This is a genomic window from Microcoleus sp. Aus8_D2 (assembly GCF_036702665.1).
Lineage (GTDB): Bacteria > Cyanobacteriota > Cyanobacteriia > Cyanobacteriales > Microcoleaceae > Microcoleus.
The window spans coordinates 126,024-141,030 of sequence record NZ_JAUBUN010000002.1; the positions used below are offsets into that span (position 1 = coordinate 126,024).

Below are 15,007 nucleotides of genomic sequence, written 5' to 3' on the forward strand. Positions count from 1 at the left end.
TAGAAACTATGGCTAACTCAACCAGTCCTTTTATTTTGATTGTGGATGACAATGCAACCAACTTGTCTGTCCTCTCCAAAACCTTAAAATCTGCAAACTACAAAGTTCGCATGGCAGTGGATGGTGAAGAAGCCCTAGCTATGGTCGCCTATGCTCACCCAGACCTAATTTTACTCGACGTGCAAATGCCCAAAATGGACGGTTTTGAAGCCTGCCGCCGCCTCCAAGCAGACCGGGCCACTCAAGGTATCCCAGTAATTTTTATGACGGCTTTAGCAGATACGGAGAATAAAGTCAAAGGCTTGTCCTTGGGGGCGGTGGACTACATTACCAAACCTTTTGAGCCGCAGGAAGTATTAGCAAGAGTGAAGGTTCACTGGCGCTTAAAGCAACTCACCGACACCTTGGAACAACAAGTGGCAGAACGTACTCATGACTTGCAGAAGACTCAATTGCAACTGGTGCAGCGAGAAAAACTCTCCACCCTAGGACAACTTGTGGCGGGGGTTGCCCATGAAATCAATAATCCCATTAGTTGTGTGGTGGGTAATGTCAGTGCTGTCCAAGATAGCATCAACGATTTATTTGGTTTGCTCGATCTATATCATCAACAGTTCCCCCAACCCGGCCCTACTATTGAGGCAGAGCTAGACACCATCGACCTAGAATATCTGCGGGAAGATTTGCCCAAGTTAATCAAAGCGATGAAAGATGGGGGCGATCGCATTACATCAATTAGTAAAAGTCTGCGCACTTTTTGCCGTGCTGATAGCGACCAAAAGCAGTTATTCAACCTCCATGAAGGTATCGATAGCACCGTGCTAATCTTGCGCCATCGCCTCAAGGCAAATGAGCTGCGTCCAGCTATTGAAGTGATTGCTAACTACGGTGATGTGCCAGCCATTAAGTGTTTTCCCGGTCAATTAAATCAAGTGTTTATGAATATTCTCGCTAACGCGATCGATGCTTTGGATGCCGCGTGCGTTGGGCGAACCTATGCCGAATTACAAGCCGAGCCGGGACGAATTATCATTTCTACTCAACTGTCGATCGACCTGGACACTGTAGCAATTAGTATCAAAGATAACGGATCGGGGATGTCTGACTCAGTAAAATCGCGCATCTTCGACCACTTGTTTACTACGAAAGAGGTTGGCAAGGGGACGGGATTGGGATTGGCGATCGCCCGCCAGATTGTGATTGATACACACTCTGGTATGCTAGAGGTCAGCTCAATTTTAGGTCAAGGCACAGAATTTACGATTTTCATTCCATGTTAATCCGTAGTTTACTTAAATTAATTCTGAAATTAGTGCTATATCTATAAATTAGAGGCGAGCATCTGTAGGGAAAAAACATCGCGAGCATCTCTTTCAGAAAGCAAATATATCTGTAGGGGCGAAGCACTCCTTCCTCGCTGACCGATATGTAGCTAGAAACCAGGTTTATACCATTTTTGCCTTAATTAAGCAGAAATATAGGAATAAACCGGGTTTCTGAACTCGCGAGTCCGTATAGATAAACTTACCTTTTGAGTTTGTAGTCAGCGTTGTCTCCGGCAGGCATATTGCCCTGGAACCCTCATTCTACCGTTGGGAATCAAAAACAGTCAGAATTATTTAATTATTATATTTTTTTTTAATTGAAATTCTCAAGTACACCCTTAAGGAATGAGAATTAAATAACTTACAATGCGTGATGGTTCTTGTGGGACGGGCGGGGGATCCCGTCCAGAAAGGGCAGAAAGGGTCCGACACCCCACAAACTTGTGTAAATTATTTAATTCGCGATCCTAAGTAGAAGGAAGAAGGCATAAAAGGCTTCCTTCTACTACGCCGTACAAGTCGCTCAAGTTCAGTTGACCTGGGACCTGGGACCTGGGACAGTTGAGGGCGACCTCTACCTAGAAGGAAGACGATTGGAGTAATGAATCGTCTGATTTTAATTTCTCGCCTTTAAGGGTTCCGGCTTTCAACCGATTTTTTCTGGTAAAAAGAAGGAAGAAAGCCTTTCCTTCGGCTACACGAGCGGACAAGTCGGCTTCCTTCTACTACGCTGGCTGACAAATCCTTCAAGGTAAAAAGATGGCATAAGACATACACAGCAAGCTTGAGCGCGATCCTGATTAGACGTTGAATTAAGTAGATTTACTGAACAATTATGTCCCAATCCTTAGACAATCATAAATCTGAAGACCATGACCTGTTGTTATCTCTAAGAGACAGGCAATTACGGACACTTTTTGAAACAACCCTAGATGCGATCGCGCTCTCCGATAGCCAAGGGCGTTACATAGATGTCAACCCCGCCGCCTGTGAATTATTTGGGCTAGAGAGAGAGAAACTGCTGGGACGCTGCATCCTGGAGTTTACAGAACCAGATTTGAATTTCCAAGCAGCATGGCAACAATTTCAGCAACAAGAAAAAATGCGAGGTGAGTTGAGCTTAGTGCGGGCTGATGGGCAGCTCCGCGTAGTGGAATACGCCACGAAGGCAAACTTTTTACCCCATCGCCATCTGTCAGTAATGCGAGATATTACCGAACGCAAACTGGTAGAAATACAAGTCCAAGAACTCAAAGACCAACTCCAACAAGCCCACAATCAATTACGGGAGGCGGGGATTGAGCCTGTTAGTCTCGCTGCTCCTCCCGATGATTATCGCCTCAAGCAAATTGCCCATCACATCCCCGGTTTTATTTATCAGTTTTGTCTCCGGCCTGATGGAACTGCTCATTTACCCTACGCCAGCGATGGGATGCCAGATATTTATGGCGTTTCCAGAGAACAAGTACGCGAGAATGCGACTCAAATTTTTAATTTTGTCCATGCTGATGATGTCGTTCGCGTCAATCAATCCATTATTGAATCCGCCGAAAACCTCACACCTTGGTATTGCGAACATCGAGTTTGTTTGCCTAGTGGCAGATTGCTGTGGTTGCTCGGTCATTCTACACCTCAGCAAGAATCAGATGGCAGTATAAATTGGTATGGCTATATTCAAAACATCACAGAAATCAAAGCCGCAGAAATCGCCCTGCGCCAAAGTGAAAATAAATTCCGCAGCATCATTGAAAATATCAACGATCTAGTTTATATCATCAATCCCGATTCCACCTTCAGCTATGTCAATCCCCAATTCAAAGAAATGATGGGATATGAGTTAGCAGAATTGCTAGACAAATCTTTTAGTTTTTTAATTTACCCCGAAGATTTACTAAATTGTAAGGCTGCTTTTCATCGCTGTGTCCGAGGCGAACCAGTGCGAGGGCTAGAATATCGAGTTTTGCATCGCGATGGCAAATATCACTGGCACTCCTCAAATGTCTCAGCCCTAAAAGATGAAAACGGGCAAATTATTGCCTGTTTGGGGATAGCGCGTTACATCCACCACACCAAACAAGCACAAATCGCTTTAGAAGAAAGTAACAGTCGCTGGCAGTTAGCCATAGAAGGAGCCGGAGATGGCACTTGGGATTGGAACATCAAAACAGAGGAAGTGATTTTTTCTCGGCAGTGGAAAGCGATGCTGGGCTGCGCCGAAGACGAAATCACCAATACTTTAGAAGAGTGGAATAGTCGGCTGCATCCCGACGATCTATCCCAATGCTATGAAGATATTGCTCAGCACCTGAATGGTGAAAAGTCTAATTATCGCAACGAACATCGCCTGCGCTGTCAAGATGGTACTTATAAATGGATTTTAGCTCGCGGTCAGGTGACTGATTGGGACAAAAATGGTCAACCTTTGCGGTTTATTGGCACTAATTGCGATATTAGCGATCGCAAAACCGCCGAATTAGAACTAGAGCAGTTTTTTACCGTTGCTCTCGATCTGCTCTGCATTGCCGATGTCAGCGGTCGCTTTCGCCGCCTGAATCGTGCTTGGGAAAACAGTCTCGGCTACAGCATTCAAGAATTAGAAGGTCAAATATTTCTAGATTTTGTTCATCCCGACGATATCGCCTCAACCTTAGAGACGATGTGTGATTTGAGGGAACAGAAAGCACTTCCCGAATTCATTAACCGCTATCGTGCCAAAGATGGCACTTATCGATATATTGAATGGCGTGCTGCTCCTTGTGGAGATTTGATTTATGCAGCAGCACGGGATATTACCGATCGCAAACAAGCCGAAATAGAGTTAGCCGCCTCTCAAGCAGAATTAATGGCACTATTTAACGCCATGCAGGATGTGATTATTGTTTTGAATTCCGAGGGACGCTATCTAAAAATTGCTCCCACTTCTGCTCCCGATTTGTACAAACCTTCAGATGAACTTTTAGGCAAAAAAATGCACGAATTTCTTCCCCAAGATGTAGCAGATTTGTTCCTCGACACTGTTCGCCAAGCCATTATCGATCGCTCCCTAACGCACTTAGAATACTCATTACCCATAGGCGATAGGTTAGTCTGGTTTGATGCCAGGATTTCTCCCATGTCTGAAGATCGAGTGGTTTGGGTAGCAAGAGATATCACCGCTCGCAAACGTCAAGAACAAGCTCTCCGCTTAATAGTCGAAGGTACGGCGGCGAAAACAGGCGAAGAATTTTTCAAAAGTTGCGTCCAATATCTGGCCCAAGTATTAGAAGTGCGTCATGCTGCGATCGTTGAATTTGTTGACTCAGAAAAAACAAGCGCGAGAAGTCTAGCATTTTGGACAGGAGACGACTTTGGCGATAACTTTACTTACAATTTAGCAGGTACACCCTGTCATAATGCTGACGATCACATTAACGTATGTCGATACACACAAGCTGTGCAGTCCTTCTTTCCTGATAATGATAAATTAGCCGCCCTCCAAGCTGAGAGCTATGCTGGTTTGCGGATTGTAGATGCTGCTGGCAATCAATTGGGAATAATCGCTATTTTCGACACTAAACCGATGCTGCAAGATTTAGAAATGCAGTCAGCTATCCTGAGAATATTTGCCACCCGTGCGGGTGCAGAAATGGAGCGGATCGAGGCAGAATCAGCAGTACGTCAATCAGAAATTCAACTGCGGCTACAATCTGAAGAATTAGCAGCAACCATCAAAAAATTGCAAAACACCCAAACTCAATTAATTCAAGCAGAAAAAATGTCTAGTTTGGGGCAGTTGGTAGCGGGAATTGCCCATGAAATCAATAACCCCGTGAGCTTTATTTATGGCAACATTAAACCAGCCGCTGATTATGCCAGTGACTTAATTGAGCTAATTCATCTTTACCAAAATCATTATCCCAGTCCACCCCAAGAGATTTCTGGTTTTATTGAAAATATTGACCTTGATTATCTCGCAAGTGATTTTGAAAGATTGCTGAAATCGATGAAAACAGGAGCCACACGCATCAGTGATATTGTTAAGTCTCTACGGACATTCTCGCGTTTGGATGAAGCCGATTTAAAACAAATAGAAATTCACGAAAATATCGAGAGTACCTTGGTCATTCTCCAAAATAGATTGAATGGTCGCGCGGGAAAACCAGAGATTCATCTCACCAAGAATTACGGTGACTTACCTCTTGTTAAATGTTATGGTGGTTTATTGAATCAGGTATTTATGAATTTGTTAGTCAATGCTATTGATGCGATCGAACAACAGCGATCGAGCCTAGACCCTAGGGAAAAATTAGATTATATTGGTAGGATTGCGATTACCACTTCTCTCACTGCCGAAAATCAGGTTGCGATCTCCATTCAGGATAATGGTTGCGGGATGAGTTTTCAAGTTCAAGAAAAAATCTTTAATCCATTTTTTACAACTAAACCTGTGGGTAAAGGTACGGGTATGGGTTTAGCAACTAGCTATCAAATTGTGACGGAAAATCATCGGGGTCATTTGCAGTGTTTTTCTAATCCGGGAGAGGGGGCTGAGTTTACGATTACTTTGTCAATCCAAGGATTGATGTAAGAATTTGGTCATTAGTTATTGGTCATTAGAGGTAGGGTGCGTCGCTATGAATAATTCTCGCTATAAACGAGGATTAAGGGAGCGACGCACCTTACATTCATAACGGGATGAATAACTAGGATTTGCTATCCTATCATGTCGTAATACGGTTTACTTAAGAGGGTGGGTTTTGCCTTGATACAGTCAATTATTTCATGAATTATTCTCTAAACCCACCCCTACCGCAATATGGTTGGCTTGAGAAATTCGTCAAAAATCCTTCAGTAAACCTCTTGCAAAAATACCTGGGACTGGCTCTCCGGCCCATCCCACAAAAATTTTTTCTTTTGTGGGATGGGCCGGAGAGCCAGTCCCCAAATTTGATTAAAAGGACTTTTGCAAGATATCTATCGTATCATGTCTGGTCGAACGATTCTACTAAAATTGGTTCGATCGTGAGGAATGCGAGTCCTGGAATGGATGCGGACTAAAGTCCTCACTACGAACTTTTTGATTTGGTAATAAAATTGGTTCGATTGTGAGGAATGCGAGTCCTGGAATGGATGCGGACTAAAGTCCTCACTACGAACCTATTTTGTTGTGTTCTAGCGGGTGTAATATGACTATTGCAGCGGCAAAAATACGGTCATCACTTCACCCTTTTCTGGGCGCTGGCGAATTACCAACTTCCCGCCAGCAGCTCGAAATAAATTCTTAGTCACGCTCAAATTTAAGCTCAAACTTCCCGTCTCCGGCTGCACCATGAGCAAAGGCCCGATCGATCGCAAAGGAGCATTCGCCGCCGCCGCAAAAGTCGATTCGCCATTACCTTCAGATAAATGTTCCGATTCCAACTGCAACTTTAACTGATCGCCCGCCAAAGTCACCTCTACCTGAATGCGACTCCCCGATCGCAAAGTGCGAGTAAAATTCTCAATCAAATTAGTTAAAACCTGATCCAACATCGTCGGATCGCTGACTACCGCCGGCAATTTTTGCGGCACAATCACTTCTAAAGTGTGGTTGCGCTGAATCGCCTGTTTTTGCCAGCGGGGAATGCTATTTTGCAGCACTTCGCCCAGGGACATTGCTGTTAGCTGCAATGCGGAATTTTTAGCTTGCGACATTTCCATTTCCACGGCGCGGAAAATTAAACCGAAGCGATCGATCTGAGCGGTGCACTCAGCATCGATGGTTTCCAAGCGCTTCACCACCACTGCATCGAGTTTGGGGCGTTTCAGCAGCAATCGAGTCAGGGTGCGGATGGTAGCTAAGGGAGTGCGGACTTCGTGGGCGATCGCCTGCAACAATTCCACCTCCTTAGTAGCGTGAGGAATTGCAGACTTGCACTTGATATCTTGGCGGCCTTTCAAACTATCATCAACTCTTTCATCCTTTACCCTACCTGCTTCCTCTTTCCCAACTGGCAAATTATGCAACAGCAAGCGGCTGAACTGCATGACTGTTTGATAGTTGGGAACAACAGGCGAAAACTGCTGGAACAGCGCATCTAATTTAGTAGAATTATGAGTTAATTGGCTAACTGGTAAATTGAGACAGCCGTCAGAATTGGTAAGCAAACTGTCGCTTTCAGTTACCCGGCGCCGCAAAACTTCCCAAGCTTTGGCGACTACTTGCGGGTCGAAAGAAAATTGAAAAGCTGGAAGACCCGCAGCATTTTCACCCAAAACCATCACCAGACTAAAACTAGCAGTTAAAACCACACAAAACTGCTCGTTCGCTAAAGGATCGCCGATCGCCAAAGCCAGCGCAGGCGCAGCAGCAGGCGCAGATATTTGCTCCTGCGCCGACGGTAGCAAAGCTAAAGTTTGTCTAGCACGAAATGACCACAAAGCTGCATCGTTGTCGGGAATACTGGTAAAAATCCAATTAGCAAAGCCCGAAGCCACAGCGGGGTCAGTCAAAACCGAAGACGGCCCGGACAAAACCAATCCCTGACAGGAATGAGGATTTGGGGAGAGACAATGTTTTTGCTTCGCCAGCATTTGATTCAAAGTGGCGATCGCGCCGTACCATTCCTGTTCAGCTTTCAGCCGGGAAGCCACACGACTTCCAGGACACTTCGGGCGACTGTTTTCTCCAGCCAACTTCACGTCAAAGATACTGAGGTCATTTTCTAGGGCCTCGGAGGCTAAAATTTCGCTGATTGTCGGTAGAAAGTAAGTATTCACAGTAGTTATAAACCCACCTTCACTAGGCATGAAGGATAAAGTATTTATGTATAGGAATGTTCAGGAGTAAGAATTCAAGCACCAGCAGAACCCAAAAATCCCGCCTAATTTCTTGCGCCTTGCTCCTAACTCACAGGATATCCACATTTGTCAACTATCCATATTGGCAGAACCGTACAAATAAGTCGCAATCTCCGCGCTTCGGGCAATATTTTTGACGAACCAACCCGATCGCCCTGACAAAAGTGCAAAATGAAAGCAGTTAAACACCGTGCTTTGCTTATGCCCACCTCGATCGCCGACTCGAAAAATCTGCTGTCAGACTTAATGGCACGCTACCGCAACCAAGTAGATTATCTAGCAATTCGACTCGAAGAAGCCGAAGGAACCGACATCCTGCTGCGGGGCGAAAAAATTGAAACCCTCAGCGAAGGAGTCTCAATCGGAGGCCAAGTCCGAGCTTGTCACAAAGGCGGCTGGGGCTTTGCCAGTTTTAACCGACTTTCCACCCTCGCCGAAAGAATCGAAGAAGCCATCGCCGCGGCCAAACTGATCGGCGAAGAAGAAACGATTCTGGCCGCAGTTACGCCAGTACAGGACAATTGCTTCCTGCCTTTGACAGGAACAGACCCGCGTCTGGTGCCGCTGATTGACAAGAAGCAATTGTGCGATCGCTACGCAGCCATTTTGCGCAGCATAGACCCCCGCATTGCCACCATCTCCGTGCGTTACGGCGACAGCACCCAGCGCACGATCCTCGCCACCTCCGAAGGCACCATGCTCGAACAAGGCTGGGCGGATATGGAAATGCGGTTTGCCGCCACAGCCCGCAGCGGGGAAACCGTACAAACAGGCCGCGAAACCACCGGTTCGCGGAAAGCTTACGAAGATTTAACCGAACTTGACACCCAAGTTCGCAGCGCCGCCCAGCGCGCCGTAGACTCCCTAGCCTTGCCCCCCGTCCAAGGCAACACTTACACCGTCGTCATTGACCCAATACTCAGCGGATTATTCGTCCACGAAGCCTTCGGACACCTTTCCGAAGCTGACATGGCCTACGAAAATCCCGACATTCTGGAAATTATGACCCTCGGCCGCCAGTTCGGGCCGAAAAACTTGCAAATTTTCGACGGTGCTGCGCCACAGGGACACCGCGGCAGCTATTTCTACGACGATGAAGGAACTCCGGCGACTACGACTCAGTTAATTAAAGACGGCGCTTTAGTCGGGCGGCTGCACTCGCGGGAAACTGCGGGAAAGTTGGGAGAAACGCCTACTGGTAACGCTCGTTGTTTAAATTATCACTATCCGCCGATCGTCCGCATGACGAATACTTGGATCGAACGGGGCGATACACCGGTGCCTGATTTATTTTCTGGTATCAAAGAAGGAGTTTATGCGCGCAATTGGCAAGGCGGCATGACTAACGGCGAAATGTTTACTTTCAGCGCTGGCGAAGCTTGGATGATCCGCGATGGCAAACTCGACAATCCGGTACGGGATGTGACTCTTTCGGGTAATGTTTTCAGCACTTTAGCGGATATTGAGGCGATCGGCGACGATTTCTATTGGGATGAATCCGGCGGCTGCGGTAAGGGAGGACAAAGCGGTTTACCCGTGGGCTGCGGCGGCCCGAGTTTGCGGATTCGCGATGTCGTGGTTGGTGGCGAAGCTGCGGATGAGGATTGATATCAAGTTTGGTTGAATTCAGATCGAGCATCAGTTTAGGAACGGGCTTTCTGGCCCGTTCGACAAAAAAAACTCTTTGTGGAACAGGCCGAAAAGCCTGTTCTGATTTATTGGTGGAACAGGCTTTCGGGCCTGTTCTGATTTATTTACCAAAGAAATGGGTTTAAAGCCCCGTCTTTCAAGACGGCTTTTCTTGATTCTGAATATAGCGCCTAAGAACTTCCAGCGGTGCGCCTCCTACTGAAGCAGCAAAATAGCTCGGACTCCACAAAGCTTCTCTTCCATAGGGTTTATCAAAGCCTTCTTGTCCGTACTTCCTACTCGACACTCCTTTGAGTGCATTCACTATTGCAGAGATAGATAGCTTTGGTGGATATTCAATTAAAGCGTGTACGTGGTCGGACTCTCCATTGAATTCTTGGATCTGAAAGTTCATCTTTTCTGCTACAGCCCTAAAAGACTTCTCGATCGTCGCAAGGCTTTCAGCGTTAAACACCGACCTACGATATTTAGTCACGCAGACCAAGTGAATCTTTAAATCTGTAACACTATGCCTTTCTTTCCTGAAATTGGTTGTCATTTTAGGTAGACCAATATATAATAGATTAACAGACCAACTATAGCACAGAGTATGAAAGCCAGATACCAGTACCGATTCTACCCAGCCGACCAACAGCGACAGAGCTTGGCTCAGTTGTTTGGTTGTGTGCGAGTAGTCTGGAATGATGCATTGGCTTTGTGCAAGGCTTCTTCCAAGTTTCCCAGCAATGGAGACCTACAAAAGCTGCTCATCACTCAAGCAAAAAAGACTAAAGAGCGACATTGGTTGTCCGAAGTTTCGGCAATACCTTTGCAGCAGTCCATCGCCGATTTAGGAGTTGCCTATAAAAACTTTTTTGATTCTCTAAAGGGGAAACGGAAAGGCAAGAAAGTGGGTACTCCTAGATTCAAGAAGAAAACCAACCAACAATCTGCTAGATTAACTCGTGGCGGTTTTTCTATTAAAGGTGAATGCGTCTATCTAGCTAAGATCGGTAGTGTCGAACCAATTTGGTCGAGACAACTGCCATCTGAACCCAGCTCGGTAACAATCATCAAAGACTGTGCCAACCGTTACTTTCTGAGCTTCGTAGTTGATATAGAACCCGTCAGTATAGAAGCTAAAAATCCAAGCATCGGTATTGATTTAGGGATTAAAACTTTTGCCTTCATGAGTGATGGCACGAAAACTGAAAGTCCGAGCTACGCGAAACTTGACCGCAAAGTCAGGAAGTTGCAGCGCCAACTAGCCCGACAAGAAAAAGACTCCAAACGTCGGAACAAGACCCGAATCAAAATAGCTAGAACGCACAACAAGATTGCGGACACGCGCCAAGACTTCCTGCACAAGCTATCAACCAAAGTGGTGAGCGAAAACCAAGCCATTATCTTAGAAGATTTAAATGTGTCGGGAATGCTCAAGAACCGCAAGCTTTCTAGGGCCATTAGCTTTCAAGGTTGGCGACAGTTCAGAGTATTTTGCGAGGGCAAATCCGTCAAATATGGGAGAGAATTCGTAGTAATTAGTCGTTGGGAACCGACTAGCCAAGTATGTTCCAAGTGTGGGTATAGATGGGGTAAACTAGATTTAAAAGTGCGGTCGGTGCAGTGCGTAAATTGTAGGGCAACGCACGACCGCGACGAAAATGCAGCAAAAAACATAAACAAAGTCGGGATGGGGAATCGCCACGACTCTAAATGCACGTCGAGACGGAGTAAAACTACTTCGGTAGTATCTGTCGATGAAGCGTGAAGAATCCCCGCGCCTGATTGCCGGGGAGTATTTCAATGACAGTCAGCAGATTACTTTTGACATCAACGGCGAACGAGAGTTTGTGCAGGTATCGAGCTATGTCTCGAGCTTTACCAAAATTTCATAAAGTCTGGTCTCAATCCTTACGTGTGATTACGTAAAGTCTTGGATGTCAAAATTGCTTGGTGACGCTATTAGTAGCGGTTAGGTGCGGAGTGCACGCCTACAGATAGAGTTTGGGCGTCCTGGACTAAGGTTTATACCTTGCTGGACACTTCTGTTTTGGCTGAATTTAAGTATTTTTACAGTGTTAAGTATTATTCAAACAAAAAAATTAGTAAATATCGCTGATCAAGTATTGATATTTACTGCGGGAATATGTCAATCTTAGATCGTCAACAACTCTTAAATAACTCCAAAATAGTTTATTTTTAAATAAACTTGAAACTTGTATTGATCGAGGAGTTGTTGCTGTTTTGCGGCGCGCCAATATTTTAAAGCTGCAAATTACAGCATTTATAAGAATGTTTGCACCGCAAATATTCACCTTAATTTGAGGATAAATGATAGTCATGGGTACTTCAACATTCATGCAAAAGTTATCGATCGCAACTTTTAGTGCAGCAGCGATCGCACTAGGTACTGGGGAAGCGGCAACAGCGGGGCTGAATTTCATTTCTACCCAAAGTGGACAAGTCGGAGTAATCAATACCTCAACAGGGGCATTTACAGAGGTGGCCAGGGGTTCATTTATGGCTGATATAGCTTTGTCGAATGACAATCGGCTTTTCGGGAGTGACTTTTACAATTTAGTCGGCATAAATCCAGCATTAGGCACATTCTCAAATATCGGCAGCTTCGGAGCTGTTATCAATGGTTTGGGGTTTGCTATGGATAACGAGCTTTACGGAACAGGATATTCTGGTTTCTACAGAGTTAATACCCTAACTGGTGCTGCAAGGCTAATCAAGAATATCGCCAATTTCAGCAGCAGTGGCGACATAGCATACGATTTGACTAAGAAGCGATTTCTGGCGACCTCAGACGGTGATAGTTTGTGGTCGATCCCTCTCGACGGTTCTGCGACTAAGATAGGTAATATTGGCTTCGATAAAGTTTATGGCTTGCTATTCGATCGAGGAACTTTATACGGATACACTGGCGGAAAACAAATTGCGATTAATACGGCCACAGGAGCGGGCACTTTCAGTAAGAATGTGGCGGGAGTAAATGGCTGGATTGGTGGAGCTGCCTCAGCCGCTGTACCGGAACCTGCGACTGTGCTGGGTTCTCTGTTGGGAATGGGAATTCTCGGCTCGGCGCGATCGCGGTACAAACGTCAGCGACCATAAAAACAGCATACCCTGTACTCAAGTAATTGTAGCGGTAAAGATTCAAGCCTAAAAATATCAAAAATAAAGGGTAAGTTACAAGATTAATACTTGGGCTTTCCCTTTTATTTTTACCCGCTTTACTACAACTGTGCATTTGGAGACGATCGGCATCTTAATCCTTGATTTGTGTTAGCATTCCGAGATTGAATCCTACATATCAGTAACGCGATCGCGGCGAGAACACCCCGGAGTCGGGGAGCTGCTACAACCTTCTGGTTTGCTACCGCTTTTTTTAGCTAGTAACATTTGTTGAGATGCAGTCAACTGATTTTCCGATATTGAACTGCGATCTGGTTTTTGAGGAACAGCTATGGCGCTCGCCAATAGTGTGCTTAACAATACACATTGCATCAGACTGTACATGGTGGAGTTTTCGGTCAAAGTTTCTCCTCCCCGATACATACTTTAGTTTTGCAGATCCGGAACTAATTGCGGTTAATTTTTATTTTGATAAATGCTGAAATCCCTCTTTATCCAAAAAAAAAAGAAGCTAAAATTACAAAAATAATAATTCTGTATTCTGCGCTTCTTTTTGGTAAAAATATCCGTTTTTTGCATTTATCTTCCGCCGCCTCGTTCGGGCGGGTCATTTTGATCGTTATCTGCGTAAAATATCTGAGTGTCGGCTAAAGCGGTAATAATTTCGGGAGCAGAGTTGTCCTGAGAGAAAAAGGTCGATCGAGTTTCAAAGCTTTGAGCCTTAACTGCAATGCCGCTCAGTAACAGGCTTGAGATCAAGATAGAAGAGTAAAGGCGCATCATAGAGTTCTGTGTCGTATTTTCCACTTCTTGATACGCAGCCTGTACTCTGCTATCAGGGTAAAAAAAGATAAAAAATTTGAATTGTGGCGAAATCATCAATGAGTAATTGACGGCAACGGCAATTTTTTTGAGTTAGCGTCGCAAGGGGGTGACACCCATCATCTAGCTCCCTGTGAAGCTCGTAAGTTCGAGTTGCCTGCCTCTCAAGGGAAACCAGCAGAATTTACCCCCTGAAATCTGCTTTTAACGCTCTTCAAAGCAGGTCACGAAAACCGCAAATTGTAAATTTTCACGAGTCTTCAGATTAAATTCATAATTTAGTGATATTCCGACTCGACCTTCGGATTAAAGATACAAAAGTAGAGTACCGGGCGCACCATTAATACCCTACATATAAATATTATGATGAATGCAATTCCTTAAACCGGGTTTTTCAACCGAGATCCCGGAGTAAATCTCAAATCTCAAATCTCAAAGGCTAAATCGATGACTGATGTGCGCATCTATCTGTAGGAATAGCGAGTCGAGGGTTGAAGAGTTGTCTAAAACAAAATCAGCTTTTTGACACTTTTGAGCGATTGGCAACTGAGTGTTAATCCGGGCATTAGCTCGATCGTAACTCAAGCCGTCTCGGTGCATCAGCCGTTCTAACTGCACTTCGGGAGAACAGTACACCACCCAAATTTCGGTACACAAGTCAGTCATGTTAGCTTCAAACAGCAGCGGCACTACCAAAACCAAAGTCAAGGTGTCAGTCGGGGCGCAGAAACCGGGATTTTTTTGAACAATACTTCGTTTTTCTTGAGTTTTTGTACCTAAGTCATCTGTGTCCTGCGATACAGGACTAAATGCAGCAATGTGGGTTTGAGTTGCTTCAACTAAGCGGCGGCGCACGTAAGGGTGAATCTGTTGTTCCAACCACTGCCGTTCGGCTGGGTTACAAAAAATAATATTTCCCAACTCGGGCCGATTTAAATTGCCGTCGGGGAGCAAAATAACGGCGCCGTATCGTTCTACAATAGAGTCCAGTATTGGCGAACCTGGGTGCACTGCTTCGCGGGCGTAGATATCGGCATCTAAAATCGGAAATCCACAGGTATCTGCTAGATAATTAGATATGGCGGTTTTTCCGGTGGCGATGCCCCCAGTTAAACCGATCAGACGGACAATTCGATCGCTCATAATTTTCTCCCTTTTAAACGGAACTGTGTTTCGACACTTACTGTCAGTGTTTGCTATGTTGGTCACACAATCAAAATTAGACTTAAAATTTGAAATTTGCGATCGAGAGTTAGCGTTAGGAATTG

10 protein-coding genes are annotated in these 15,007 nt (G+C 45.2%); 5 read left to right on the forward strand and 5 right to left on the reverse strand.

Annotated features, from left to right (window positions below; all coding sequences use genetic code 11):
* Positions 1–8: 8 nt before the first annotated feature.
* Together QUB64_RS02430 and QUB64_RS02435 are read left to right on the forward strand one after the other, a co-directional pair.
* Positions 9–1,280, forward strand: coding sequence for a hybrid sensor histidine kinase/response regulator (locus tag QUB64_RS02430; RefSeq protein ID WP_333266138.1), 1,272 nt, complete (start codon positions 9–11; stop codon positions 1,278–1,280).
* Between the two features lie 880 nt (positions 1,281–2,160).
* Positions 2,161–5,892: a PAS domain S-box protein gene (locus tag QUB64_RS02435; protein ID WP_333266140.1), complete on the forward strand. Its 3,732-nt coding sequence runs from the start codon at positions 2,161–2,163 to the stop codon at positions 5,890–5,892.
* Between the two features lie 602 nt (positions 5,893–6,494).
* Here the strand turns inward: QUB64_RS02435 and QUB64_RS02440 are convergent.
* Entirely contained in the window at positions 6,495–8,063 is a 1,569-nt protein-coding gene (locus tag QUB64_RS02440) for a sensor histidine kinase (RefSeq protein ID WP_333266143.1), read from the reverse strand.
* Positions 8,064–8,345: 282 nt separating this feature from the next.
* On the opposite strand from QUB64_RS02440, the gene QUB64_RS02445 reads away from it, so the two are divergent.
* Positions 8,346–9,752, forward strand: a complete 1,407-nt coding sequence (locus tag QUB64_RS02445; RefSeq protein WP_333266395.1) for a TldD/PmbA family protein — start codon at positions 8,346–8,348, stop codon at positions 9,750–9,752.
* A 178-nt stretch (positions 9,753–9,930) separates the two neighbouring features.
* On the opposite strand, the gene tnpA is transcribed toward QUB64_RS02445, so the two are convergent.
* The gene (gene tnpA, locus QUB64_RS02450; protein WP_333266145.1) at positions 9,931–10,332 is read right to left on the reverse strand and encodes an IS200/IS605 family transposase; all 402 of its coding nucleotides are present in this window, start codon (positions 10,330–10,332) and stop codon (positions 9,931–9,933) included.
* Between the two features lie 51 nt (positions 10,333–10,383).
* Between tnpA and QUB64_RS02455 the strand changes: the two genes are divergently transcribed.
* A complete protein-coding gene (locus tag QUB64_RS02455; RefSeq protein ID WP_333266147.1) occupies positions 10,384–11,544 on the forward strand; it encodes an RNA-guided endonuclease InsQ/TnpB family protein in 1,161 nt (386 codons plus the stop codon).
* A gap of 572 nt (positions 11,545–12,116) precedes the next feature.
* Complete coding sequence (locus QUB64_RS02460; RefSeq protein ID WP_333266149.1) at positions 12,117–12,896, forward strand: PEP-CTERM sorting domain-containing protein; 780 nt, start codon at positions 12,117–12,119, stop codon at positions 12,894–12,896.
* A 192-nt stretch (positions 12,897–13,088) separates the two neighbouring features.
* On the opposite strand, the gene QUB64_RS02465 is transcribed toward QUB64_RS02460, so the two are convergent.
* From QUB64_RS02465 to coaE, 3 genes are all read right to left on the reverse strand, one after another.
* The gene (locus QUB64_RS02465) at positions 13,089–13,319 is read right to left on the reverse strand and encodes a hypothetical protein (protein WP_333266151.1); all 231 of its coding nucleotides are present in this window, start codon (positions 13,317–13,319) and stop codon (positions 13,089–13,091) included.
* A 177-nt stretch (positions 13,320–13,496) separates the two neighbouring features.
* The gene (gene patX / locus QUB64_RS02470; RefSeq protein ID WP_333266153.1) at positions 13,497–13,700 is read right to left on the reverse strand and encodes a heterocyst-inhibiting protein PatX; all 204 of its coding nucleotides are present in this window, start codon (positions 13,698–13,700) and stop codon (positions 13,497–13,499) included.
* A 471-nt stretch (positions 13,701–14,171) separates the two neighbouring features.
* Positions 14,172–14,882: a dephospho-CoA kinase gene (gene coaE / locus QUB64_RS02475; RefSeq protein WP_333266155.1), complete on the reverse strand. Its 711-nt coding sequence runs from the start codon at positions 14,880–14,882 to the stop codon at positions 14,172–14,174.
* Positions 14,883–15,007 lie beyond the last annotated feature (125 nt).

What these genes read in the sequence shown, in the direction of transcription:
- QUB64_RS02430 (WP_333266138.1), top strand. Translation starts at nt 9, where the DNA reads ATGGCTAACTCAACCAGTCCTTTTATTTTGATTGTGGATGACAATGCA.
- QUB64_RS02435 (WP_333266140.1), top strand. Translation starts at nt 2,161, where the DNA reads ATGTCCCAATCCTTAGACAATCATAAATCTGAAGACCATGACCTGTTG.
- QUB64_RS02445 (WP_333266395.1), top strand. Translation starts at nt 8,346, where the DNA reads ATGCCCACCTCGATCGCCGACTCGAAAAATCTGCTGTCAGACTTAATG.
- tnpA (WP_333266145.1), bottom strand. Translation starts at nt 10,332, where the DNA reads ATGACAACCAATTTCAGGAAAGAAAGGCATAGTGTTACAGATTTAAAG.
- QUB64_RS02455 (WP_333266147.1), top strand. Translation starts at nt 10,384, where the DNA reads ATGAAAGCCAGATACCAGTACCGATTCTACCCAGCCGACCAACAGCGA.
- QUB64_RS02460 (WP_333266149.1), top strand. Translation starts at nt 12,117, where the DNA reads ATGGGTACTTCAACATTCATGCAAAAGTTATCGATCGCAACTTTTAGT.
- patX (WP_333266153.1), bottom strand. Translation starts at nt 13,700, where the DNA reads ATGATGCGCCTTTACTCTTCTATCTTGATCTCAAGCCTGTTACTGAGC.
- coaE (WP_333266155.1), bottom strand. Translation starts at nt 14,882, where the DNA reads ATGAGCGATCGAATTGTCCGTCTGATCGGTTTAACTGGGGGCATCGCC.